This is a genomic window from Novosphingobium sp. BL-52-GroH, from assembly GCF_044813085.1.
Taxonomy (GTDB): Bacteria; Pseudomonadota; Alphaproteobacteria; order Sphingomonadales; family Sphingomonadaceae; genus Novosphingobium.
This window is the reverse complement of the sequence record NZ_CP171152.1, coordinates 1,617,701-1,641,621: the sequence shown is the minus strand read 5'-3', so window position 1 is coordinate 1,641,621 and position 23,921 is coordinate 1,617,701. Positions and strand designations below refer to the sequence as shown.

Here is a 23,921-nt window from a genome sequence, read left to right as displayed (position 1 = left end):
AACCGGCTCATCATCTCGCGTGGCCTGCCTTGCGGCGCGCCGCGGTCTCGACGGGAGCAAGCGCAGCGCTGCCGTCGTCCCATCCGCCGCCGAGGGCCTTGAACAGATCGATGCGGTCGGACGCCACGCGGAGATTCGCGCTGGCGAGCCGTGCTCTCGCGTCGATCAGGATGCTCTGGGCCGCGATCTGATCGAGATAGCTGATCGATCCGGCCCGATAGCGCAGATCGGCCAGGCGGAATGCCCGTTCCGAACGGTCGCGGGCTTCAGACAGCGCGGAGCGCTCATCCAGTGCCGAGGCATAGGCAGACAGCGCCTGTTCGGTCTCCTTCAGCGACGTCAGCACGACGCCATCGAACGACGCGAGATCGGCTTCGGCGGTCGCGCGCGCCTGGCGAACCCGCGCGCGCGCGACGGCGACATTGGGGAAGCTCCAGCTGATAAGCGGGCCGAACGAGAAGGATAGTGCCGGGCCGACGCTGCCCTTGTCGCTGTGCGCGTAATTTGCGGCACCTCCCAGGCTTATGCGCGGGTAGAGGTCGGCGACAGCCACGCCGATGCGGGCAGTATCGGCCGCGAGCGATCGCTCGGCCTGCCGCACGTCCGGCCGCCGGCGCAGGAGTGCGGCGCCGTCGCCGATCGGGATTGGTCGGCGCAATTCGGGGGGGCGCGCGCAGCCGGCGGCCGAATTCGGCACTTCCGATGGCGTGCGGCCGAGCAGCGCCGCCAGCTCGAACAGGCTGGCCCGGCGCTGGCCGTCGAGCGGCGCGATAGCCGCGCGCGCCTGCGCGACCGCCGCTCCGGCGCGCTCGAGATCGAGGCTGGAGGCCGACCCGGCCACCTGCTGCGCGGACACTATCCTGTAGCTGTTCTGCGCCAGCTCGAGCGACGAGCGCGCGACCGCGATCGATTCGCCGAGCGCACAGGCTTCTGAATAAGACCGTGTCGTCTCGGCGACGACCGCAACCCGGACCGCGTCACGCGCGGCGGCGACCGCCTCGGCATCGGCCCGTGCCGCTTCGATCGCACGGCCGACGCGCCCGAACAGATCGACTTCCCAGCTTGCAGCAAGCCCTGCCTGCTCGGTGAACTGCCTGTCGCTGGTCCCATAGGAGCCCCCCTGGCTGGTCTGGCCCCGGCCATAGGTGACGCCGCCACTTGTCGTCGTGGCGGGATAGCGACCGGCGCGGGCCTCGGAGAGCACGGCGCGCGCACGAAGCAGATTGGCGTTGGCGACACGCAGATCGGTGTTGGCGGCGAGGGCGGTTTCGACGAGCCCGTCGAGCGCGGGGTCTTCATAGAGCCGCCACCAGTCTGCCGGCAGTGCGGAAGCCTGATCGGTGCCGGGCGCTGCGCTCACGAACGGCCCGGTCGCAGCAGGGGCGCCGGCCGAGACGGGCGGCCGATAATTCGTACCGGACATGCATCCGCCGAGCAGGCCGAGCAAGAGGAAGGGCGAAAGGCCCACGCGCGAAAAGCTCGGACGCCGCTGGTTGCGCTTATGCATGGGCCGTCTCCATCTCGGTGAGATCGCGCGCCCGTTGCCCTTTGGAGGCGGCGCGGTGGTCGACGGCGAGGAAGCTGTAGACCGTCGGCAGCACGAACAGCGTAAACAGCGTCCCCACCAGCATGCCGGTGACGACGACGATCCCGATCGCGAACCGGCTGGCGGCGCCGGCGCCGCCTGCGAACAGCAGCGGCACGAGTCCAGCCACCATCGCCGCGGTCGTCATCAGCACCGGGCGCATGCGGACGGCGGCGGCCTTCTCGATCGCGTCGATCCGGCTTAGGCCTTCCTCCTGCTGGATATGATTGGCGAAGGTGACCATCAGGATACCGTGCTTGGAGATCAGCCCGACCAGCGTAACCAGTCCGATCTGGGTGTAGATGTTGAGCGTGCCGTAGCCGAGCCACAGCGGCACCAGCGCGCCGCACACCGCCAGCGGGACGGTGACGAGGATGACCAGCGGATCGCGCAGGCTTTCGAACTGCGCGGCGAGCACCAGGAAGATCACCACCAGCGCGAAGCCGAACGAGACCAGGAGCCGGTTGCCCTCCTGCACGAACTGGCGGCTGTCGGCGAGCCAGTCGATGCTCATGCCGGGGGGCAGGGGTTGGGATTCGAGGAACGCGACCGCCTGGCCCATGGTGACGCCGGGGGCAGGCAGGGCTTTGAGCGTGTCGGAATTCATCTGATTGAACTGGGTGAGCTGGTTTGCCTGCGGTTGCATCTCGATTCGCGTGACCGTCGACAGCGGCACCAACACGCCTGAGCGGGTCTTGACGTAGAGACGGCCGAGATCGTCGGGAGTGACGCGGTCGATACCGGCGACCTGCGGGATCACATCATAGGAGCGGTCGTGGAAGTTGAACCGGTTGACGTAATTCTCGCCGACCAGGACCGCGAGCGTATCGGCAATGTCCTGCATCGTCACACCCAGATCATTGGCCTTGCTCCGGTCAATGACGATGTGGGCGTTCTGACTGTCGAAGGCGAGATCGCTGTCGACGAACAGGAACAACCCGCTGGCCCAGGCCGCCGCCTTGAGCTTCTGGGTTGCCTCGTAGACGGCGCGGACGTCGCCTGCCGATCGCAGTACCATCTGGACCGGCAACCCGCCGCTGGAACCCGGCAGGGAGGCGAGCTGGAACGCGGTGGCCGTCTCGCCGTCGATCGCGCCGCCGCCGGCCTGGAGAGCCTGCTGGACCTCGTCAGCGGACTGGTGCCGCTTCGACCAGTCGCCGAGGATCACGCCGGCCAGCATCGTGTTCGGGCCGCCGCCGCTGGAGCCACCGATATGCATGAAGCTGTTGTCATAATCTGGCAGTGCCCGGAACAGCTTCTGCACCATCGCCGCATAGTGCGCGCTATAACCGACGCCGGCATATTGCGGCGCCTTGGTCGCAATCGCGACGAACCCCTGATCCTCGGACGGTGCCAGTTCATGGCGGGTGCCGCTGAACAGGATGAAGATCCCCGCCAGCACGACCACGCCCACGAGCAGCACCGCCGCGCGCGCAGCCAGCGTCTTGGCGAGGAGCCAGCTATAGGCTGTGGTAAGCAGCCCGATACGATGCTCGATCGCCTTCGAAAAGCGGGAGTCTTCTTGTTTCGGCCGCAGCAGGATCGAACTCATCATCGGCGAGAGCGTCAGCGCGATCACGCCCGAGACGATCACCGAACCAGCGAGCGTAAAGGCGAACTCGCGGAACAGCGCTCCGGTCAGACCGCCCATCAGGCCGATCGGGGCGTAGACGGCCGCGAGCGTGATCGTCATCGCGATCACCGGCGCGACGATCTCGCGCGCACCGAGCAGGGCGGCCCGAACGGGCGAGAGCCCGTCCTCGATATGGCGGTGGATATTCTCGACGACCACGATCGCGTCATCGACCACCAGGCCGATCGCGAGCACCATCGCCAGCAGGGTGAGCAGGTTGAGCGAGAAGCCGAACGCCAGCATCAGCGCCGCCGTTCCGACCAGCGACAGCGGGATCGTGACCACCGGGATGATTACCGCCCGCACCGACCCGAGAAACAGGAAGATCACGACGATCACGATGACGATCGCCTCGACCAGCGAATGCTCGACCTCCTCGATCGAGGCGTTCACGAATTGCGCGACATCGTAGTTGGGCGACACCGTGAGGCCAGGCGGTGCCATCGCGCGGATCTGGGGCACGAGATCCTGTGCCGCCCTGACGATCTCGAGCGGATTGCCGTCCGGCGCGGGCTGGAGCGCGATGAAGACCGCCGGAATGCCGTCGGCGAAAGAGGCGGTGTCGTAATTCTGGCCGCCGATCTCGACGGTCGCGACATCGCCGAGCCGGACGAGGCCCGAGCCATTCGCGCCGGTCTTGACTACCATCTGCCGGAAGTCGTCGAGGTCGCGAACATCGGTGTCCGCGGTGATGTTGGTGACGGTGAGCTGGCCCTTGAGCTGGCCCGGCGCCGCCTGGACGTTGTTCGCCTTGAGCGCTGCGGAAATGTCGCCGGCGGAGAGGCCGCGGGCGGCCAGCTTCACCGGGTCGATCCAGATTCGCATCGCCAGCGCGCGGCCGCCGAAAATGTCGGCGGACGCCACCCCGGGAATGCTCGTGAACAGCGGCTGAGCGGCTCGGGTGACGAAGTCGGTGATCTGCGGGATCGTCAGCGTCTTGCTGTAGAAGGCGACATATTGGACGGCGGTCCCGCCTTCGGTCGACTTGGTGATGACCGGGTCGGTGGTTCCCGCCGGCAGCCGGTATTTGACCTGCTGCACTTTGGCCAGAATTTCGGTCATCGCACGGTCGGCATTGGCGTTGAGCACCAGCCGCGCCTTGATCGTGCTCGATCCTTGGGTCGATGTCGATGTGAGATATTCGATGCCGCTCGCGGTTGCGATCGACTGCGCGATCGGTGTCGTGACGAAACCCTGCATCACGTCCTGGGTCGCGCCCGGAAAGTTGGTCGAGACCGTGATCGTGGCGTTTTCGAGATACGGATATTGGCGGATCGGCAAGGAGAAGACCGCGCTGAGCCCGACCAGCAGGATGAGCATGCTGACGACGAGCGACAGGATCGGTCGGCGGATGAAGAGGTCGGTGAAACGCATGGCTGATCCGATCAACGCTGGGCGACGGCAGAGGCGGGCAGGACCTTGACGATCGCATCGGGCTGGATGCGAAGCTGTCCGGCCGTCACCACGACGTCGCCCGGTTTCAGCCCCTGGGCGACGACGACATCGTCACCGATCCGGCGGCCGAGACGCACGGGTATGATCTCGGCCTTGCCGCCGTGCCGTGCATCCGGTCCCCGCACCACGACCACCGCATCGCCGGATGCCGAGGTCTGGATCGCGGTTGCCGGCACGACGAGCGCATTCCGGCTCGGGAGCAAGACGTGCGTCGTCACGTACATGCCGGGTCGGAGGGCATGGTCGCCGTTGGCGAGGGTGGCCTGCACGACGAGGTTGCGCGTTTCGGCGCCGACGACCGGCTCGATCGCGGTGATCCGCGCGGGGAAGCGCCGGCCCGGCCACGCATCGCTGGTGACCGTCACCGATGCGCCGATGCGGAGTTGGCTGAGCTCGCTCTGCGGCAGCGTGAAGTTCGCGTAGAGGCGGTCTAGCGCGGTCAGCGTCGCCAGCGCATCGCCGGCATTGAGATATTGGCCGAGATTGACCTGGCGGATACCGATCTGGCCCGCGAACGGTGCGCGAACCGTTTTCTGGATAAGGCGGGCCTTGATCTGGCGCACACCGGCGATCGCCTGGTCATAATCGGCTTGCCGTTGCTCCAAGATCTCGCGCGGCTCGGCGCCGCTGGGGGCCAGGTCCCTGGAGCGCTTAAGCTGGATGCGCGCGAAGGCCGCCTTGGCTTGCGCGGCAGCTAGATCGGCACGTTCGGGTGCGTCGAACAGTGCGACAATCGGCGCACCTTGGCGGACATGCTCACCGGCATCGAACCGGACGGCCGTGACGCGCCCGGCGGTCTCGGCCGACAGGGTCACCTCCCGCACGGCGCGCAGCGAGCCGACCGCCTGGAGATCGTCAGGCACCGTACGATAAGCGACGGCCTGCGCGGCCACGGGCAGCGGTGGCACCGGCGGCGCCGGCGGCGCGGCATTGCGGATGAAACGCCAGCCGAACAAGGCGGCGATCAGCAGCATGAGCGCGCCGGCGGTGAGGGCCAGGCTCTTACGCATCGGCCTGCTCTGGATCGATGCTGGAGAGTGGTTCGCCGGCGAGCAGACGTTCGGCGATGCGCAGCGCCTCCTTTTCGGACGCCGCGACGAGCATCGGATAACCCCAGAATTTTCCGAACACGGCGGCGGACGCCTTCGCCACGAAGCGCTTCGCCGGCTGCGGCTCGATATAGACCATCGCTTTGATGAATTTGTGCAGCGGCTCGCGGTTGCGCTTCATCCACAGCGTGAGCCGCTTGCGCTCCTCGTGGCTGTGCGTGTGGCCGTCGTCTGCGCCAAGGCCCAGGAGAACGAAGGGCTGCTCGCGGGCGAGCAGTGCCTCGAACAACGCGAAGCCGGCGTCGTCACCACCGGGGGCGGACTGATTGTAGTGCATCCGAACGATCGGAAAGGCTGCGTCTTCCAGGAGCATTGGGTTCGTCCTCTTGGGCGATCAGGTCATCTTCCTCTCCTCACCTAAGGAACCGGGGCGAAATGGGATTACGCGACCCGGGCAAACTATCCTTCAATCCCGCCAAAGCGGACCGCGCCCCAGAATTGGACCGTGACGCGCGAAGATTGTAACCCCATGAGGCCTCACCTTCGGCGCGACGCGCCTCTCCTGACTCGATTGGCACAGGCGCCGTCCTGTTCAGCCCGTGGGCCCGCCTTGCCTCGGGCCGCCTGGACATGTCGCCTGTCCGTGCGACGAACCGAGGAATTGAGGTGTGGGCATTCGCCCTGCTTGCCGCCATTACGGAACGGCAGTTCGCAAAGAGCTGCCGGCGTCCCCCGGGGCCTGGAGCAACACCTGTATCGACAGTCTCGGATCATCGCCGTGGCCGGCGGGCGGATTCGAAAAGGGAGGTGCGGAGTGGGCGTGTCGACGATTGGGCTGGCGGTCATGCTGGTGGCGGCCGGGCCGGCATTTCAGGAGGACGGGCAGCCCGGCGCCGGGCAGGCGGCGGCCATCCCCGTCGCGGCCGGACAGCCGGTTCCGAGCCCTGCCGCGCCGGCGGCCGATCCGGGACCTGCCGTGCCCGCTGCCGACCCGCCGCCGCTGGAAGCGCCGGTCGCGGTGCCTGTGCCGGCACAGGCACCTGCGCCTGCTTCGGCAGAAGGCGACAACGTCATCATCGTCAGTGCCGATCCGCGCGCCAGCCGTGTCGACCCGCTCGCGGGGATCAACGTGGCCAGCTTCGAGGCGATCGAGGCCATCGACAAGGCGGTGGTCGCCCCGGTCGCGGGGAACTACGAGAAGATCGTGCCGAAGCCGGTCCGCAACGGGTTGCGCAACGTCCTCGCCAACCTCGCCGAGCCGATCGTCTTCCTGAACTACCTGCTCCAGTTCAAGCCGGGCAAGGCGCTGGAAACCGTGGCCCGCTTCGGCATCAACAGCACCATCGGGGTCGCCGGCCTGTTCGACATGGCCAAGCGCAAGCCCTTCCATCTTCCCTATCGCCCGAACGGCTTCGCGAACACTTTCGCCTATCACGGGATCGGCAACGGGCCCTACCTGTTCCTGCCGGTGCTGGGGCCGACGACCGCCCGCGACCTCGTTGGCCGGTTGCTCGATGTCGCCGTCGTGCCCACGGCGGTGGGGAGCCCGTTCAACACCTCGGCCTATTCGATCGGCACGGGGGTGGTGAAGTCGCTGAACGACCGGGTCGAGTTCGACGGGAATATCGCCGCCAACCGCTCCAGCGCCGATCCTTACGTGGCGACGCGCGACTTCTACCTGAAGCGCCGACAGGCCGAGATCGACGCGCTGCACAGCGCGGCCTATCGCGCGCGCAAGGGCATCCCCGATCCGGTATCGCCGCCGGTCCCGGCCATTCCGGAGGCGCCTGTGCCGGTGCCCGTCGAACCGGCGCCCTAGCGCCGGCGGCTCGTCAGGCCCGGCGGCGGCGCCAGGGCCAGTCGGTGATTGCGGCGGCCCATAGCGGCCACCAGACCAGCACTGGCTGCAAGGCCAGGCGCGGGACGTGGTAGCCGAGGCCCAGGCCGGTGCCGGGCTGCGCCAGGTCGATCAGCATGTGCTGGACGTTCGCGGGCCATACGCAGAGCGCATAGGCGGCAAGGCCCCAGCCGGCCGCCTTGCGCAGGCCCGGCGAGAGCGGCTGGAGCAGCCCCGCCGCCCCCGCCAGTTCGGCAAGGCCTGTCAGCATCACCACCGGCGCGGGCCAAGGCACCCATGGCGGCACGATAGCGACGAACGGGTGCGGTGCGGCGAGATGCAGCACGCCGGCCACCGCGTAGAGCACGGCAAGGACGATACGGGAGAGGGAGCGACGGTTCACGGCCGGCACCATGCGCCGGAAACCGCGGCAGGTGAAACCGATAGTGCGCCGCCCGTTATCGAGGGGGCGCTAGGTCCGGGGAAACCCCCTCCGCTGCGAGGGAGGGGGTAGCCGGGACAGCCAGCCGCCGTCGGCCGCGGCGTCAGTTGTTCGAGGCGACCTTGCGGTAGGGCACGAAGTCGTTGAGGCCGACGAAGCCGTTCCACATGAAGCCGGCGGTGCGATCGTGCAGTTGCACGGTATCGAGATGGCACAGCTGCGAGGTGTAGAGCTTGGTCACCATGACGTCGTCGTCGTCCAGCCGGTCGACGTTGGTCGGGCGGTTGACGTAGAGGGTGGAGCCGACCCGGTAGACGATCGCGGTCTTGTCGATGACCGTGGTGTTCTGGGTCTGCGAGTAGGGGATGCAGTTCACCGGCTTGCCGGCTTCGCGCCCCTCGAGCATCTTGGCGAGCTTCTCCTCGCCGGTCAGCTTGGTACGGGCATCGACGGCGGGAGCGGCGAGCAGCGCGGCGCCCACAGCGAATGTGGCAGCGATCGCAAGCTTCTTCATGGCCTTCTTCCTTTCCAACGCACCCCGCGTTGTCTCACGTATGGCACGAGTCGGCTTAACCGGCGATGACCGTTTTGGGGAGCTTTCCCGTCGTCCCGGCCTTGGCCGGGGCGCAGGACGCGCTCGCGTTACGCCGTGGCGCAATCGCAGCAGTGGCTCACGGCAAGCTGCCGCCCGCACAATACCCCACGGTCCCGGGTCGAGCCCGGAACGACGTATCGTATCAGGCCGTGCCGCCCACCGTCAGACCGTCGATCAGCAGCGAGGGCTGGCCGACGCCTGCCGGCACGCTCTGCCCGCCCTTGCCACAGACGCCGACGCCGCGATCGAGTTCCAGGTCGTTGCCGATCGCCTTGACGCGGGTGAGCACCGAAGGCCCGTCGCCGATCAGCGTCGCACCCTTGATCGGGGCGCCGAGCTTGCCGTTCTCGACCATGTAGGCCTCGGTGCACGAGAACACGAACTTGCCCGAGACGATGTCGACCTGGCCACCGCCGAAGTTCTTGGCGAAGATGCCGTTCTTCATGCCCGCGAGCATTTCGGCGGGATCGTCGTTGCCGGCCTTCATGAAGGTGTTGGTCATGCGTACCTGCGGGGCGTGGGCGTAGTTCTCGCGCCGGCCGTTGCCGGTGGGCTCCACGCCCATCAGGCGCGCGTTGAGGCGGTCCTGCATGTAGCCCTTGAGGATGCCGTCCTCGATCAGCACCGTCTCGCGGGTCGGCGTGCCTTCGTCGTCGATGGTGAGCGAGCCGCGCCGGCCCGGGATCGAGCCGTCGTCGACGATGGTGACGCCGGGCGCGGCCACCCGCTCGCCGATGCGGCCGGAGAAGGCCGACGTGCCCTTGCGGTTGAAATCGCCTTCGAGGCCGTGGCCGATCGCCTCGTGCAGCAGCACGCCGGGCCAGCCGGGGCCGCACAGCACGGCAAATTCCCCGGCGGGGGCGTCGATGCTTTCGAGGTTCACCAGGGCCTGGGCGAGCGCGGTGTCGATCGCCTCGTTCCAGTTCTCCGGCTTGAACAGGTCGTCGTAGAGGAAGCGGCCGCCCATGCCGAACGAGCCGGTCTCGCGTCGCCCGTTGCTTTCCGCGACGATCGAGACGTTGAGGCGGACCAGCGGGCGCACGTCGGTGGCGACGTAGCCGTCGGGCCGCACGATCTCGACCACCGACCACGAGCCCGAAAGGCTGGCGCTGACTTGCGCCACGCGCGGGTCGCGGGCGCGGGCGGCGGCGTCGATGGTCTCGAGCAGGCGCACTTTCTCGGCGAAGCCCACGAGGTCGAGCGGGGAGGCGTCGGTGTAGAGCCTGGCGTTGGTCCTGACCGGCGGCAGCGCGCGCGGGCCGGTCGCGGGATCGAGGAGCTGCAGCGTCTCGCCCGCGCGGCGGATGGCGGCGGCGGAAATCTCGTTGGCGTGGGCGAAGCCGGTCATCTCGCCCGAGACGCCGCGCAGGCCGAAGCCGGCATCGCGCGAATAGTCGGCGGTCTTGAGCCGGCCGTCGTCGAAGCCGAAGGCCTCGCTGGCGACGAACTGCATGAACAGCTCGCCGTCCTCGCACGACTTCAGCGTCTCGGCGGCGAGCGCCTGCGCGTCCTCGGGAGAGAGTTGGGCGTAGAGGAGCGAGCGCGGGTCGGTCATGGTCATGCCGCCGATATAGTAGGCATGGCCCTCGCAGGGAAGGCTAGAGCATTTTCAAGACAGTTGGAAACAGCCGAGGGCTCTGCAAATGGGGCGAGCAGGGCCTGTTCAGGCGGCCTGCTGGTCCGTGCCGGTGTCGGCCGCACCGCCCTTGAGCACGAAGCGGCGGTCGCAATAGCCGCACTCCACATAGCCCCTGTCGTCGATCTCCAGCCAGACGCGCGGATGGCCGAGCGCGGCGCCGGCGCGGATGTCGGTGGCCCCGTCGCAGGAGACGCGGTGGGAATCGGTGAAGACGGTTTCGGGCGGGTTGCTCATGGTCCGGCGGATTACCAAGGCGCGAGGGGAATTTCCAGCCGGGATTTGCGGGGATGACGGCGCGTCGAAAACGTCGTCCCGGGCTCGCCCCGGGACGACGATGTCTCGATCAGGCCGCGATCGCCACTTCGCCCGCTTCGGCGAGGGCGGCGGAAACCGCCTTCTCGCGGGTGTCGGCGTCGATGGCGAGGCCCTCGGCCAGCACGAAGGTCGGGTTGGTGATGCCCACGAAGCCGAGCACCGCGCGCAGGTAGCTCTCGGCATGCTCGACCGCGGCGCCGGGCTGGCCTTCGCCGTAGTAGCCGCCGCGGGCGAGGGCTACGTAGACCTTCTTGTCGCCGGCCAGGCCCTCGGGTCCCTGCGCGGTGTAGCGGAAGGTCTTGCCGGCGATCAGCACGCGGTCGATCCACGCCTTGAGCTGGCTCGGGATAGTGAAGTTGTACATGCCCGCGCCGATCACCAGCACGTCGGCGTCGAGGAACTCGGCCAGTTCCGGGGTGCCGTCGGGCGCGCCCAGGACGTCGAGGGTGAGGTGCGCGAGCGGCTCGGCGGCGAGGTCGCGATAGGTGACCTCGATCGAGGGATCGGCAGCGGTCAGGCTGGAGACGATCGCGGCGGAAATGGCGCGGGTGGCAGAATTGTCGCCGAGGATGCTGGAATCGAGATGGAGAAGCTTCATGGGGGACCTCAGTCTGGAAAAATGACCAGGTCTAGCTATGTTGCCGGGGCATCCCCGCCAAGAACGCATATTTTCGGGACCAGGTAACATGAAGCTGACCACGTTCGACGAAGCTGACCGATCCTCCGAGGCGGTTCACGATCCCGCGAGCAAGGACTGCCGGCTGGTCGGCGACATCCTCAGCCGCGTGGGCGACAAGTGGTCGATGCTGGTGGTGATGACGCTGCTGGAGGGGCCGCTGCGGTTCAACGAACTCAAGCGCGCGATCCGGGGCGTCTCGCAGCAGATGCTGGCGCGCACGCTGCGCTCGCTCGAGCGCGACGGGCTGCTCACGCGGACCGTCCATCCCAGCGTGCCGGTGCGGGTGGAGTACCATCTCAGCGATCTCGGGCACTCGCTGTCGGGGCCGGTGCAGGCGCTCGGCGCCTGGGCCATGGCGAACCGGCCCGAGATCGAGGAACGGCGCACCGTCTACGACAGCGCGCACGACGATGCGTGATCCGCGTCCCGGCGCGGGGCCGGGACGAAGGACGGCTCACGCCGGCGCGAACTTGACGTGCAGTTCGGCCAGCCCCCGGATGATGAAGCTCGGCTCGTAGGCCAGCCGCCGGGCGCCCGCGGGGCCGTGGTGCGCCTCGTCGAGCGTGATTGCGCTGGTCTGATCGAGGAACCGGTCGAGGATCACCGCCACTTCCGCCCGCGCCAGCGGCGCCCCGGCGCAAGTATGCGCGCCGCGTCCGAACGCCACGTGCTCCCTGATCCGCGGCCTGCCGAGGCGGAACTCGGCCGGGTCTTCCCAGCGTCTCGGGTCGCGGTTGGCGGCGGAGAGCGAGACGACCACGCGCTGGCCGGCAGGGATCGCCCTGTCGCCGATCCTGGTGGCGCGCGCGGCGATGCGGAAGGTCGCCTTGGTCGATCCCTCGATGCGCAGCACTTCTTCCAGGAACGGGCCGACCAGCTTGCGGTCCTCGCGCAGCGCCTGCTGCATCGCCTGGTCCTCGCACAGGCGGCGCACGGCATTGCCGATCAGCTTGGCACTGGTGTCCTGCCCGGCGGCGAACAGGAACATCGCCGATTTCACCACTTCCATCGCGTCGGGCGTCGAGCCGTCCGGATACCTGGCGAGCGCCATCTCGGTCATGACGTCGTCCTGCGGCCGGGCGCGGCGCTCGGCGATGTAGCGCACGAAGTAGCCGGCCATGACCATCAGCGGGTGGATGCTCGGGCTGTCGGGCGCGTCCATGTTGCCCGGCGGCGGGGCGGAATCGATCAACCGGCGGAAGGCCTCGCGGTCGTCCGCAGGCACTCCGAGCAGGTCGGCGATGACCATCGTGACGAACGGGGTGGCCACGGAGTTCACCAGCTCGCATCCGCCCGCTGCGACGACTTCGCCCACGATCCCCTCGGCATAGGCGCGCATGAACGCCTCGCTGGCCTTGAGGCGCGAGGGCGTGAACAGCGGGTTGAGCAGCGAGCGGGCGGCGGCGTGCCGGTCGCCGTCGTAGGAGACCATCAGTTCGATTTCGCTACCGGGATGGGCCGCCAGCAGGGCCGAGATGTCGTCGCCCTCGACCGCGAAGGGCAGCGGCGTCAGCGGGTCCGGGTTGAGCCACGAGGAGAAGTCGCGGGTGTTGAGCAGCACTTCGAGCGCCTCGGCGAAGCCGGTGACGACCACCACGTCGCGCGCGGCCATCTGGTGCACGGGCCCGTGGGCACGGATGGTCTCGAAGTAGTCGTAGGGGGCGAGCAGGACCGAATGGTCGGTGAAGTAGTCTTTCTCGATGACAGGGGCGGCGCTGGCCATGGTTGCTCTCCCGGTGGTGCGGCCATGTCGGCCTGCATTAAGTGATACAATGTGTATCATAACGTTCGGGGCGAGCCTATCGGAATCTGGCGTCGCGGGCCGTGCGACGCCGGCGCCGATTTTCAACTATCCGGAAACTACATGGAGGCGGCCGCAACGGGCGGTGGCGAGGCCGGCAGACGGGGGCTTCGCGATCGCCATGACCGGCCGGCTCGGCGGGCAATGGGCGTGCGAAGAGTCGGCAGTAATGCGGTGGGCCCTTTACGGCGGCGCGATGGTGGCCCAAATGCAGCGCCATGAGCACGTCCACGCCTGCCTCCGCCCCGGTTTCCTCGCCAGCCCCGGCCCTGGCTTCCTCCCCGGCGATCGCCATCCGCGACCTCGTCAAGCGCTATGCGCCTGCCGGGACGGGCGAGGGCAAGCTGGCGCTCAAGGGGGTCTCGTTCGACGTCCCGGAAGGCGGGATCTTCGGCCTTCTTGGCCCCAACGGCGCGGGCAAGTCGACGCTCATCAACATTCTTGCCGGGATGGTCATGAAGACCTCGGGTAGCGCCGAGATCTGGGGCTTCGACATCGATCGCGACACGCGCAACGCCAAGCGCTCGATCGGCATCGTGCCGCAGGAGATCGTGTTCGACCCGTTCTTCACGCCCTTCGAGGTGCTGGAGATCCAGGCGGGTCTCTACGGCATCGCCAAGACCCTGCGCCGCTCCGAGGAACTGCTGCGGGCGGTCCACCTCGCCGACAAGCGCGACGCTTATGCGCGGACCTTGTCGGGCGGCATGAAGCGGCGCCTGCTGATCGCCAAGGCGCTGGTCCACCAGCCGCCGGTGCTCATCCTCGACGAGCCGACCGCCGGCGTCGACGTCGAACTGCGCCGCCAGTTGTGGGAACTGGTCACCGAACTCAACCGCGAGGGCGCGACGGTCGTGCTGACCACGCACTACCTCGAGGAAGCCGAGGAACTGTGCGACCGGATCGCCATCATCAACCACGGCGAACTCATCACCAACAAGCCGACCCGCGAACTGGTCGGCATGGCGCGCGAGAAGATCATCGTCCTGACGCTCGATCGCGATCTCGTCGAACTGCCGAGCCATCCCGGTTTCATGAAGTGCGTGAAGACCGGGGAGCGCGTGCTCGAGATCACGTACGACAAGGACCGCAGCAATGCCGGTGAAATCCTCTCTGCGATGCAGGCACAGGGCTTCGCCATCGTCGACGTGACGACGCGCGAGGCGGACCTGGAAGACGTCTTCGTCACCCTGACGAGCGAGGCGCGCGCGGTCGGCTGATCCGGCCCGCCGCCCGCTGGCCGAAGCGATCCTGATCGATTGCAACGCTCTTCGTCATTCCAGCCTGCGCACCGATCACAAACCGCCGTTTCTGATCCGACGCTTACGGCCCGAGCGGCAGCGACACCGGGGTGTCGCAAAGCTTCTCTAGCGTGATGACACTACACTGGCGAAACGGCGTCGGCCTGTCGTCCCACTTTCAAGACCAGTGCCGAAGGGCCTTCGCGCAAGGGAAGCGGGCCGGTGTCGCGATATCGGGTTTCGCAGGATTTTCCGAAGGATTCCCGAAGCCACGCTCGCGATCGAAGATCGCAATTAAAATACGTTCATGATGAGCGAGCAAACCCGGAGCAGAAATTTCCGCACTGCGGGGTAACGGCGAATATTTGTTGTGCGATGCGGTGTTGTCGTGAAACTAAGTAAAGTTACCTAGTCGGCACTGGTCTTGCCATCTTCAAGTTTCCATACGCCGCGTTTCTTGCGCCGAATAGGTTTGCCGCAATTATGACAAGTTCCGACATAGCCGGTTCCATCCCATTTCACCTCGGACCGAGTGGGCTCGTGCCTATTGGCAAAGCATAGTGGGATCGAGATTGCCACGGTGATAAGCCCTTTGGTGCGGTACGGCAGCTGACTAGACTAATTTTCTTTGATATCAAGTGAGCAATCAAGACAGATTACGAGTCTTGTCATCATTTTGATTTGATAACGAAGATCATGCGGCATCGCAACAAGGCTCGCGCCGCGCTCTGCAAACAGTTGCGATCCTGGCAGGCGCGGGGCTAGGAGGCGTCATGGAAACGCCCCCTAGCTCCACCCACGCATTCGACGCGCTCGTGATCGGTTCCGGCGCCGCCGGTCTCACCGCCGCCCTTGCCCTGGCCGACAAGGTCAAGGTCGCGGTGCTCGCCAAGGGCGGCCTCGCCACCGGCTCGACCGCCTGGGCGCAAGGCGGCATCGCCGCGGTGCTCGATGCCGGCGACACCTTCGAGGAGCACGTCCGCGACACCATGATCGCCGGTGCCGGCCTCAACCGGCGCGAAACGGTGGAGTACGTCATCGAGCGGGCTCCCGAGGCGATCGACCGGCTGGTCGAACTGGGCGTGCCGTTCAACACCGACGGAGAAGCGCTGCACCTCACCCGCGAGGGCGGCCACTCGCACCGCCGCATCGTCCACGTCGCCGACGCGACCGGCTGGGCGGTGCAGCAGGCCCTGCTGGCGGCGGCGGAGGCGCATCCCAACATCACCCTGTTCCCCGGACGCTCGTGCATCGACCTCATCACCGGCCGGCACGAAATGCGCTATTCGGGCTCTGGCCGGGTCTGGGGCGTCTACGCGCTCGACGAGGAGACCGGACAGGTCGAGGCCTTCACCGCCCGCGCCACCGTGCTGGCGACCGGCGGGGCAGGGCGCGTCTACCAGTTCAGCACCGCCCCGCGCGGCGCCACCGGCGACGGCATCGCCATGGCCTGGCGGGCGGGGGCGCGGGTCTCCAACATGGAGATGATGCAGTTCCACCCGACCTGCCTCTACAACCTGGAGGTCAAAAACTTCCTCATCACCGAGGCCGTGCGCGGCGAGGGCGGGCATCTCGTCAACCCGCGCACGGGCAAGCGGTTCATGGCCTTCTACGACCCGGAGCGGCTGGAACTGGCGCCGCGCGACATCGTCGCCCGGGCGATCGATTCCGAGATCAAGCGCTTCGGCCTCGACTACGTCCACCTCGACATCAGCCACCAGCCGCCCGAGTTCGTGAAGGAGCACTTCCCGAACATCCACGAGAAGCTGCTGGGCCTGGGCATCGACATGACCAGGGAGCCGATCCCCGTGGTGCCGGCGCAGCACTATACCTGCGGCGGCGTGCTGATCGACCTCGACGGCCGCACCGACCTTCCCGGCCTCTATGCGGCCGGCGAATGCACCGAGAGCGGGCTGCACGGCGCCAATCGCCTGGCCTCCAATTCGTTGCTCGAATGCTTCGTCTTCGGCGAGGCGGCAGCCGCGGACATCCTCGCGCACTGGGAGGGCTTCGAGGCGCCCCCGGCGGTCCGTTCCTGGGACGCGAGCCGGGTGACCGATTCGGACGAGGAAGTCGTCATCAAGCAGAACTGGACCGAGATCCGGCGCTTCATGTGGAACTACGTCGGCATCGTGCGCACCACCAAGCGGCTCGAGCGGGCGATGCACCGCATCCAGATGCTCAATGGCGAGATCGAGGAATACTACCGCCACTTCCGCGTCTCGACCGACCTGATCGAGCTGCGCAACCTGCTCCAGAGCGCCGAACTGATCGTCTCCAGCGCGCTCAAGCGGCACGAGAGCCGCGGGCTGCACTATACCCTCGACTACCCGGCGATCGACGCCGAGCCGCTGGATACCGTGCTGGTGCCTTAGGCGTCGCCCCGGGCTCGACCCGGGACGACGGCATGGTCAGAACCCGATGTGCAGAAGCCGGCCGAGGAAGATCAGCACCACCGCGCCGATCACCGAGGCGAGGCAGCCCGCGCGGCTGAAGTCGCCGCGGCCGCGGCTGGTGACGAGGCCGGCCACCAGCGAGCCGCCGATGCCGAGCAGGATCGTCGCGATCCAGCCCATCTCCACCGCACCCGGGTAGAAGAAGCGCGCAAGCACGCCGATGACGAGGCCGCTGATGATGGCGCCGATGATATTGAACATGACTTGCACGAACTCCCCTTCCGCGGCCGCGCCCGCGTCCGCAACCAGCGCTATAATTGTCCAGCCGCGATCGGGTTGCACGTCCCTATCTGCAGGCGACTCTATCCGCAGGCCGCGAAGGATCGGGCGACGATGCGCGTAACGCGCGCTTCGTGCCGGGTCGCAGGCCGATTCGGCTCGTCGCAAGCCGGATTCGTCTCGTCGGCAATTTATGTGGAAAAATTTTCCCGTCGGAGGCGCGATTTAGCCTATTGCATTGATGGCGGGGCGAGGACTTCCCACGCGTCGCGGGAGGCTCGCGGCGGACCCGCCGGCCCGGTGGTCGACGCTTATATCGGCAGCCCCCTCTTGAACCTTTTGATGGAAAGCGCACTATAGGTTGTGTCGCGCCGGTTGAGGGGCCTCAATACCTAGGGATGTCGTGCAGGGCCCGCAAAGTCCGCACCGGCGTCCCGAAGGCTTGAGGCAGGGCCTTTTCGCAAGGGCGCGCGGACGTGTGGCAGGGAATATCCGTTCTCTTTTTGTACTGGAAGTGGTAGACGGGCCGTCCAACGCCCGTCCGACTCGCCGCCAGTCCGCCACGCTGTTCGAAGCAGCAGTGAACCGCCCTCGTGGCGGTTCGATGACGTGATTTTAAGCTCGGGGGCAGCAGTGGATTTCAGGAACGGAAGCGATGGTCAGGTATCTGACGCAGATGCAGGTTCGGACATGACCTCGGCTCAGGTCGAGATGGAGGGCCTCTACGCCCCCCGAGAAGCCGCCCCCCGGCAGCAAAAGGAGACGGGCAAGGGCCCGGCAGTCGCCATGGACAAGACCGATGCCGTAACCGCCGATCTGGTCGCGGAGCCTGTCGAGGCGCCGGCCAAGAAGCAGGCCAAGCTCGTCGACGGTGATTCCAAGACCATCAACGCGCGCCGCTTCAGCATCGTCACCGACGTCTCGCGCGACGCCTTGCTGACCGATTTCGGCAAGGAAACGCTCGACGACCGCTACCTCCTCCCGGGCGAGAAGTACCAGGACCTGTTCGCCCGCGTGGCCGATGCCTATGCCGACGATCAGGACCACGCCCAGCGCCTCTACGACTACATCTCGCGCCTGTGGTTCATGCCCGCGACGCCGGTGCTGTCGAACGGCGGCACCGGGCGCGGCCTGCCGATCTCGTGCTACCTCAACTCGGTGGACGACAGCCTCGAAGGCATCGTCGCCACCTGGAACGAGAACGTCTGGCTCGCCTCGCGCGGCGGCGGCATCGGCACTTACTGGGGCGCGGTGCGCGGCATCGGCGAGCCGGTCGGCCTCAACGGCAAGACCAGCGGCATCATCCCCTTCGTGCGCGTCATGGATTCGCTGACCCTCGCGATCAGCCAAGGCTCGCTGCGCCGTGGCTCGGCCGCCTGCTACCTCGACGTCTCGCACCCCGAGATCGAGGAGTTCCTCGAGATCCGCAAGCCGAGCGGCGACTTCAACCGCAAGGCGCTCAACCTGCACCACGGCGTGCTGCTGACCGACGAGTTCATGGAAGCGGTCCGCGACGGCACCGAATTCCAGCTGCGCAGCCCCAAGGACGGGTCGGTCCGCAACACGGTCGACGCGCGCTCGCTGTTCCAGAAGCTGGTCGAAGTGCGCCTCGCCACGGGCGAGCCCTACATCGTCTTCTCCGACACCGTGAACCGCATGATGCCCAAGCATCACCGCGACCTCGGCCTCAAGGTCTCGACCTCGAACCTGTGCTCGGAAATCACCCTGCCCACGGGCCGCGACCACCTCGGCAACGACCGCACGGCGGTGTGCTGCCTCTCCTCGCTCAACCTGGAGACCTGGGAAGAGTGGAAGGGCGACAAGCGCTTCGTCGAGGACGTGCTGCGCTTCCTCGACAACGTCCTGCAGGACTACATCGACCGCGCGCCCGACGAGATGGCCCGCGCCAAGTATTCGGCCTCGCGCGAGCGGTCGGTCGGCATGGGCGTGATGGGCTTCCACTCCTACCTGCAGAAGCGCGGCATCGGCTTCGAGAGCGCGATGGCCAAGGCGCTCAACCTGCAGATGTTCCAGTACATCAACCAGAAGGCCAACGAGGCCTCGATGATGCTGGCCAAGGAGCGCGGACCCTGCCCCGACGCGGCCGACCAGGGCGTGATGGAGCGTTTCAGCTGCAAGATGGCGATCGCGCCCACCGCGTCGATCTCGATCATCTGCGGCGGCACTTCGGCCTGCATCGAGCCGATCCCGGCCAACATCTACACCCACAAGACGCTTTCGGGCAGCTTCGTGGTCAAGAACCCCTACCTCCAGAAGCTGCTCGCGGCGAAATCGAAGGATTCCACCAACGTGTGGAACTCGATCCTCGAGCATGGCGGCTCGGTCCAGCAACTGGACTTCCTCTCGGCCGACGAGAAGGCGGTCTACAAGACCAGCTTCGAGATCGACCAGCGCTGGCTGCTCGAATTCGCCGCCGACCGCACGCCCTACATCGACCAGGCGCAGTCGCTGAACCTGTTCATCCCCGCCGACGTCGACAAGTGGGACCTGATGATGCTGCACTTCCAGGCATGGGAGCGGGGCATCAAGTCGCTTTACTACCTGCGCTCCAAGTCGGTGCAGCGCGCCGGTTTCGTCGGCGGCGTGGAAGCGGACAACACCAGCGAACTGGCCAAGTTCGAACTGGCCGCCAGCACCACGGACTACGACGAGTGCCTGGCCTGCCAGTAACGGCTTGAGGTCTTGCAGTTCCACCGAGAGCGGCCTTCCGGGAAACCGGGAGGCCGTTTTCGTTCGGGGGGGCAACGTCGGACGCTACCGGCACGGTGCGGGAACTCTCCTCCTCGATCCCCGTCGCCCTCGCGACCGCGAGGGGCCCGCTTTTCGCGTCCCATGCCCGATTGCAAACAAGGGGGGCCCAGTCCGCACCAATCGCTGCCTTGCCAAAGCGAAATCCGTTTTCCTACACCCGGACGGCCGCGATACCTTTGCCGTATGCTTCAGCCCAGTTCTCTCCCCGCCGTATGTGCAACCTCCATAAAGAACGGCGGGGCGCCGGCGCGTACCAGCAGGGGGCACATCCGGCGGGGAGGGGCGCACCTTGCTCTTCAGGACTGTGTAAACCGTGTAAACCTGTGTGACCTTGCAAGCTGCCGTCAGCGCCCGCCCGCGTTCCTTGGGGGAGCGACGATGCAAAACACAGGCCGGGACGCGCCGGCTCGAATCACGAAAAACCCCGACCATCCCATAAGGGAGGCCGGGGTCGTCCCAAGGCTGGCGACCCGTAGGGGGAGGCCGCCGCCCTGGTGTTATTCGGTGGCTTAGTTGGCGCCGACGCCCATCGGGATCGGAGTGCCTTCCTTCAGATAGACGCGGTTGTCGTCGATCTTGTCGACATTCTCGATCGCGATGTAGTGGTGCGCGCCATCCGAACTGTCGGTGCGGGTCAGCTTGATCTGGTCGTCCTTGACGTCGTCGACGGTGCCGACGTGCTGGCCGGTGCTGGTGGCGACTTCCATGTGCTCACGGATGCGAAGCTTCTCGAACATCATGTTTCTCCAATGTCTTGGGGGGTATGACAGGGAAACATGCGGCAAGGGTACTTCGTTCCGGCGTTCGTCCCGGCCCAGAAACGCTTGGTGGGCAACGCTCGTCGGATGAACCCCTTCAGGGCTGGGCGCCGAGACCGAACGTGGCATCGCCGCGCTCGGAGAGCAGCACCGTATCACCGTTGACGCCGTCGATCTGTGTCACGGCGACGAAGCTGGCAGGCTCGCCAGGCCCGTGCCCGGCCAGCAGCAGTTCCTCGCCGTCGAGGCCTTCCACCGTGCCGAGCACCGCGCCGTCGGGACCCAGCACGGTCATGCCCTTGCGGATCGTGCCCGAGGCGGTCGCCCAGGAGGTTTCGGGATCTGTGGCAGGGCCGGTCATGGGATGCTCCATTGCTCGCGGGCAGCGGGGTGCCACCCTCGCATGGAGAAATGCGCCGCCTGTCCGCGCGGTTCCGCGAAAGCGGGGACCACGTTTGGACGGCTTGTGCGATGTCCCCCGCGCCCTCTGGCGCAGGAGCGGACTCAGCCGTCTGCCACTAGGCCGCGTGCTTGGCGCCGAAGCGGCCATGCTTGCGGAACCGCGTCATCCAGCGGTCGAGGAACAGGCCGAGCGGTCGCGCGGCGACACCGAGGTCGGCGATGCCGGGCACGGTGCCGCTGGCGACGCTGCCGGCCTTGAGCAGCTTGAATTGGTCCGAGCTGATCGGTGCGCCCGGCAGCCAGCCGGTGGCGCTGGCGATCAGGGCGGAGACGGCGTCCGGCAGTTCCGCGAAGCTGCGCGAACGGGCCTGCGCGGTGGCGATGCGCTGGTTGAACTCCAGCATGGTGATGATTTCGGGACCGGCAAGCTCGTAAGTGCGGCCGCCGTGCGCCTCAGGTGCGGCAAGGGCGTTGGCGATCGCTTCGGCCACGTCGTCGACGAAGACCGGCTGCAGCTTTGCCTGAGGCGCAAAGACGGGCAGGGCAGGCAGGCGCGAGATCAACTCGGCGAACATCATGACGAACCTGTCGTCGGGTCCGAAGATCAGCGACGGGCGCACGATCGTCGCACCCGGGAAGGCGGCGCGCACGGCGTCCTCGCCCTCGGCCTTGGTGCGCGCGTAGTCGACGTCCGAGCCCGCATCCGCGCCGATTGCGGAAACATGCACGAAAGCGCCCGCGCCAGCGGCCAGGGCTGCCGCGGCGATCGTGCCCGCGCCCTTACCCTGTACCGCGTCGAGATTGCCGTCGAAGGCGCCCACGAGGTTCACCACCGCATCCGATCCGGCCAGCACGGCGGCGAGCGAATCGCCCTTGGTCACGTCGACCCCTGCGAACTGCACCTGGCCGAGGTTGCCCAGCGCCTTGATCGCGTAGGCCTTCTTGGGATGCCGGCTGGCGATCCGCAGCCGGGCGCCGCGCGCGAGCAGTTCCTGCGCCAAGTGGCGCCCCACGAAACCGCCGCCGCCGAGCACGGTGACGATCTTGCCGTAGAGGGAATTGGTGGTGTCGATAACGGGGCTGGGGCTCATGGTCAGATTCGGTCCTTACCGTCGCCGCGCGGAGCGACTATCCCGCGCTGCAGCACATGAAGATGGCCCCTGCCACAAGGCCGGCGAAGGGGCAACCGGGCAGTTTGCCGAGGCCGCCGAAGGCGTGCCGCAAGGGAGCAATCGGCCGATGTGAAAATTGTTGCACGCGATGGTGTTGACAACGCCGCAGCCGCTGCGTAGAGGCGCCCTCCTACCCAGCAGGGACGGCGCTTCGCTCCCCTGCTACCGTGCCCAGATGGCGGAATTGGTAGACGCACCAGCTTCAGGTGCTGGCGCTCGCAAGGGCGTGGAGGTTCGAGTCCTCTTCTGGGCACCATCACTTCTCAAGTGATTGAGAACGTTGGGGGATCATCGCAAGATGGTCCCCCAAGTTCGTTTTGCTACGATAAGCTGTTACGGTTTGGTGCCGATAGTCCGCAGCGAAAGTCCCCGAAATCTGCCGGAAATGGTTCGCGCGGCTGTTACGGTTTCAGTCCCGGTTTGCTGCCAAAAGGTATGCGCCTTCGTAGCGGGCGATTCTATGTCCGCCGTCACGTGCCATGCGATCTTCAAGAGCCCCTCAACCGGGTAGAACTGTGGCGTTCGCTGAAGACGGACAGCCTCCAGACGGCGCTGCGTAGAATGCCCGCCATCATGGCCGGGATTGAGGCTGAGTTTGATCGTATTCGAGCAAGAATCGGCGCGACTACGGATGACGCGGCCTTGCGATTCCCGACCGTAGCTCAGCCCATCATAGAAAAAGTGCCGGTTTCGGTGGAACGCTCTGCCACTGCTCCATCCAATGACCTGACGCTGGCGGAAGCCTATCAGCAATATGTCGATGACCCCACCCATCGCTGGTCTGCCAGCACCCGCCAGAGCTATGAAACCTGCCGGAAGCTGGCGATCTCCGTAATCGGTGGAGACGTTCCGATGGGCTCGTTTGGCCGAACTCACTGCCGGGACTTTCTCGACGTGTTGCGCCATCTGCCTCGAAACGCGAACAAGCGATTCCCCAAGCTGACGGCCCGCGAGGCCTCGCAGCGGGCACGAGAGCGTGGCGATGTTGATGTGATCAGCGCAGCGAACGCCAACGTGAACCTCGCCAATCTATCGAGCTTTCTGAACTGGGCGGTGAATGAGGAACTTTTGCCCCGGAACCCCATGCGCGGCTTGCGGCTCCATGACGACGTAGCGAAGAAGGACAAGCGCAACCCGTTCAGCCCAGATCAGCTTCGCAAGATTTTTGACGCACCGCTTTATAGCGGGTGCGTTGACGGTGAGCGGGGCTACGCGAAGCCGGGTTCTGAACGGCCTCGAAATGCACGCTTCTGGGTGCCTCTCATCGCGTTGCATTCAGGGATGCGGCTCAATGAGATTTGTCAGTTGGACGTGGCGGATATCCGCCTGATTGATGGCATTTGGTGCTTTGTCGTATGCGAGAATTCACTGGACGGAAGTGACGATAAGGCTTTGAAGACCGCCGCGAGTGAGAGGCTCGTTCCTCTGCATCCGGCTCTCGTGGAATGTGGCATGCTAGCCTTTGTGCAGGTCCAACGAAAAGCAAAGCAGGTGAAACTTTTTCCAGACATTGACCCCGGCCCACGGGGCAAGCGGGCAGTCGCATTTTCTAAGTGGTTCACGCAGTTCTTACGATCGTGTGGGGCCTAGCCGCGTGAAGGCCCAACTCGGCTGCCGCAGCCTCAGCATCCTGCGCACTACCAAGCTCTGACTGTCATGGTGCTGCCCGGCGGCACCTCATCGCGATCCCGGAAACCGTTGGGGGACAGAGGAGGCCGAAACCGGCTCTGGATCCGAGGTCTGGCCTTTTTTTCAATATATGAGGTGATGAGGTACCAATAGGCTTGAAGGCCGCAGAAACCGGTCGTTTCTCCGGCACCTTATCGGCACCCCAAGTCCCCCGCTCGGCACCCTATCTCGCCCGCCCGCAGGCG

At 66.5% G+C, this 23,921-nt stretch carries 20 protein-coding genes and 1 tRNA gene; 7 read left to right on the top strand and 14 right to left on the bottom strand.

All coding sequences use genetic code 11. The features are described 5' to 3' along the window. Positions 1-10 precede the first annotated feature (10 nt). Genes ACFFDA_RS20450 through ACFFDA_RS20435 form a run of 4 tightly spaced genes read right to left on the bottom strand, consistent with a single transcriptional unit; the run spans position 11 to position 6,095 of the window. On the bottom strand, positions 11-1,507 hold the full coding sequence (locus tag ACFFDA_RS20450) for an efflux transporter outer membrane subunit (RefSeq protein ID WP_404482606.1): 1,497 nt from the start codon (positions 1,505-1,507) through the stop codon (positions 11-13). Next, positions 1,500-4,592: an efflux RND transporter permease subunit gene (locus ACFFDA_RS20445; protein ID WP_404482605.1), complete on the bottom strand. Its 3,093-nt coding sequence runs from the start codon at positions 4,590-4,592 to the stop codon at positions 1,500-1,502. The genes ACFFDA_RS20450 and ACFFDA_RS20445 overlap by 8 nt, the downstream gene beginning before the upstream one ends. A gap of 11 nt (positions 4,593-4,603) precedes the next feature. Next, on the bottom strand, positions 4,604-5,647 hold the full coding sequence (locus ACFFDA_RS20440; RefSeq protein ID WP_404482604.1) for an efflux RND transporter periplasmic adaptor subunit: 1,044 nt from the start codon (positions 5,645-5,647) through the stop codon (positions 4,604-4,606). A gap of 28 nt (positions 5,648-5,675) precedes the next feature. After that, complete coding sequence (locus ACFFDA_RS20435) at positions 5,676-6,095, bottom strand: hypothetical protein (protein ID WP_404482603.1); 420 nt, start codon at positions 6,093-6,095, stop codon at positions 5,676-5,678. A gap of 447 nt (positions 6,096-6,542) precedes the next feature. Between ACFFDA_RS20435 and ACFFDA_RS20430 the strand changes: the two genes are divergently transcribed. Then, positions 6,543-7,541, top strand: a complete 999-nt coding sequence (locus ACFFDA_RS20430) for a VacJ family lipoprotein (RefSeq protein ID WP_404482601.1) — start codon at positions 6,543-6,545, stop codon at positions 7,539-7,541. A gap of 13 nt (positions 7,542-7,554) precedes the next feature. On the opposite strand, the gene ACFFDA_RS20425 is transcribed toward ACFFDA_RS20430, so the two are convergent. The 5 genes from ACFFDA_RS20425 to ACFFDA_RS20405 form a co-directional block, all read right to left on the bottom strand. Beyond that, complete coding sequence (locus ACFFDA_RS20425) at positions 7,555-7,962, bottom strand: DoxX family protein (RefSeq protein ID WP_404482599.1); 408 nt, start codon at positions 7,960-7,962, stop codon at positions 7,555-7,557. Positions 7,963-8,104: 142 nt separating this feature from the next. Then, a complete protein-coding gene (locus ACFFDA_RS20420; RefSeq protein ID WP_404482597.1) occupies positions 8,105-8,515 on the bottom strand; it encodes a hypothetical protein in 411 nt (136 codons plus the stop codon). 223 nt (positions 8,516-8,738) lie between these two features. Next, on the bottom strand, positions 8,739-10,157 hold the full coding sequence (tldD, locus tag ACFFDA_RS20415) for a metalloprotease TldD (RefSeq protein ID WP_404482596.1): 1,419 nt from the start codon (positions 10,155-10,157) through the stop codon (positions 8,739-8,741). Between the two features lie 102 nt (positions 10,158-10,259). Further along, the gene (locus tag ACFFDA_RS20410) at positions 10,260-10,469 is read right to left on the bottom strand and encodes a zinc-finger domain-containing protein (protein ID WP_404482595.1); all 210 of its coding nucleotides are present in this window, start codon (positions 10,467-10,469) and stop codon (positions 10,260-10,262) included. Positions 10,470-10,578: 109 nt separating this feature from the next. Further along, the gene (locus ACFFDA_RS20405) at positions 10,579-11,148 is read right to left on the bottom strand and encodes an FMN-dependent NADH-azoreductase (RefSeq protein ID WP_404482594.1); all 570 of its coding nucleotides are present in this window, start codon (positions 11,146-11,148) and stop codon (positions 10,579-10,581) included. An 88-nt stretch (positions 11,149-11,236) separates the two neighbouring features. Here ACFFDA_RS20405 and ACFFDA_RS20400 point away from each other — a divergent pair, with 88 nt between their 5' ends. Beyond that, complete coding sequence (locus ACFFDA_RS20400; protein WP_404482593.1) at positions 11,237-11,647, top strand: winged helix-turn-helix transcriptional regulator; 411 nt, start codon at positions 11,237-11,239, stop codon at positions 11,645-11,647. Between the two features lie 36 nt (positions 11,648-11,683). On the opposite strand, the gene ACFFDA_RS20395 is transcribed toward ACFFDA_RS20400, so the two are convergent. Then, positions 11,684-12,952 carry a cytochrome P450 gene (locus tag ACFFDA_RS20395; RefSeq protein WP_404482591.1) on the bottom strand — a complete coding sequence of 423 codons (1,269 nt, stop codon included), beginning with the start codon at positions 12,950-12,952 and terminating at the stop codon, positions 11,684-11,686. Positions 12,953-13,248: 296 nt separating this feature from the next. Between ACFFDA_RS20395 and ACFFDA_RS20390 the strand changes: the two genes are divergently transcribed. After that, positions 13,249-14,247, top strand: a complete 999-nt coding sequence (locus ACFFDA_RS20390) for an ABC transporter ATP-binding protein (RefSeq protein ID WP_404482589.1) — start codon at positions 13,249-13,251, stop codon at positions 14,245-14,247. Positions 14,248-15,041: 794 nt separating this feature from the next. Next, positions 15,042-16,643, top strand: a complete 1,602-nt coding sequence (gene nadB, locus ACFFDA_RS20385) for an L-aspartate oxidase (protein WP_404482588.1) — start codon at positions 15,042-15,044, stop codon at positions 16,641-16,643. A gap of 36 nt (positions 16,644-16,679) precedes the next feature. Here the strand turns inward: nadB and ACFFDA_RS20380 are convergent, their stop codons facing one another. Next, the gene (locus tag ACFFDA_RS20380; protein ID WP_404482586.1) at positions 16,680-16,925 is read right to left on the bottom strand and encodes a GlsB/YeaQ/YmgE family stress response membrane protein; all 246 of its coding nucleotides are present in this window, start codon (positions 16,923-16,925) and stop codon (positions 16,680-16,682) included. A 708-nt stretch (positions 16,926-17,633) separates the two neighbouring features. Here ACFFDA_RS20380 and ACFFDA_RS20375 point away from each other — a divergent pair. Further along, positions 17,634-19,634, top strand: a complete 2,001-nt coding sequence (locus ACFFDA_RS20375) for a ribonucleoside-diphosphate reductase subunit alpha (RefSeq protein ID WP_404482584.1) — start codon at positions 17,634-17,636, stop codon at positions 19,632-19,634. 590 nt (positions 19,635-20,224) lie between these two features. Here the strand turns inward: ACFFDA_RS20375 and ACFFDA_RS20370 are convergent. From ACFFDA_RS20370 to ACFFDA_RS20360, 3 genes are all read right to left on the bottom strand, one after another. Then, a complete protein-coding gene (locus ACFFDA_RS20370) occupies positions 20,225-20,452 on the bottom strand; it encodes a DUF2171 domain-containing protein (protein WP_404482809.1) in 228 nt (75 codons plus the stop codon). Between the two features lie 118 nt (positions 20,453-20,570). Continuing rightward, a complete protein-coding gene (locus ACFFDA_RS20365) occupies positions 20,571-20,834 on the bottom strand; it encodes a DUF2171 domain-containing protein (protein ID WP_404482581.1) in 264 nt (87 codons plus the stop codon). A 157-nt stretch (positions 20,835-20,991) separates the two neighbouring features. After that, the gene (locus tag ACFFDA_RS20360) at positions 20,992-21,966 is read right to left on the bottom strand and encodes a complex I NDUFA9 subunit family protein (protein WP_404482579.1); all 975 of its coding nucleotides are present in this window, start codon (positions 21,964-21,966) and stop codon (positions 20,992-20,994) included. Between the two features lie 250 nt (positions 21,967-22,216). Here ACFFDA_RS20360 and ACFFDA_RS20355 point away from each other — a divergent pair. Together ACFFDA_RS20355 and ACFFDA_RS20350 are read left to right on the top strand one after the other, a co-directional pair. Continuing rightward, a tRNA-Leu gene (locus ACFFDA_RS20355) sits at positions 22,217-22,303 on the top strand. A gap of 179 nt (positions 22,304-22,482) precedes the next feature. Beyond that, positions 22,483-23,637: a DUF6538 domain-containing protein gene (locus ACFFDA_RS20350; RefSeq protein ID WP_404482577.1), complete on the top strand. Its 1,155-nt coding sequence runs from the start codon at positions 22,483-22,485 to the stop codon at positions 23,635-23,637. The last annotated feature ends 284 nt before the right edge of the window (positions 23,638-23,921 follow it).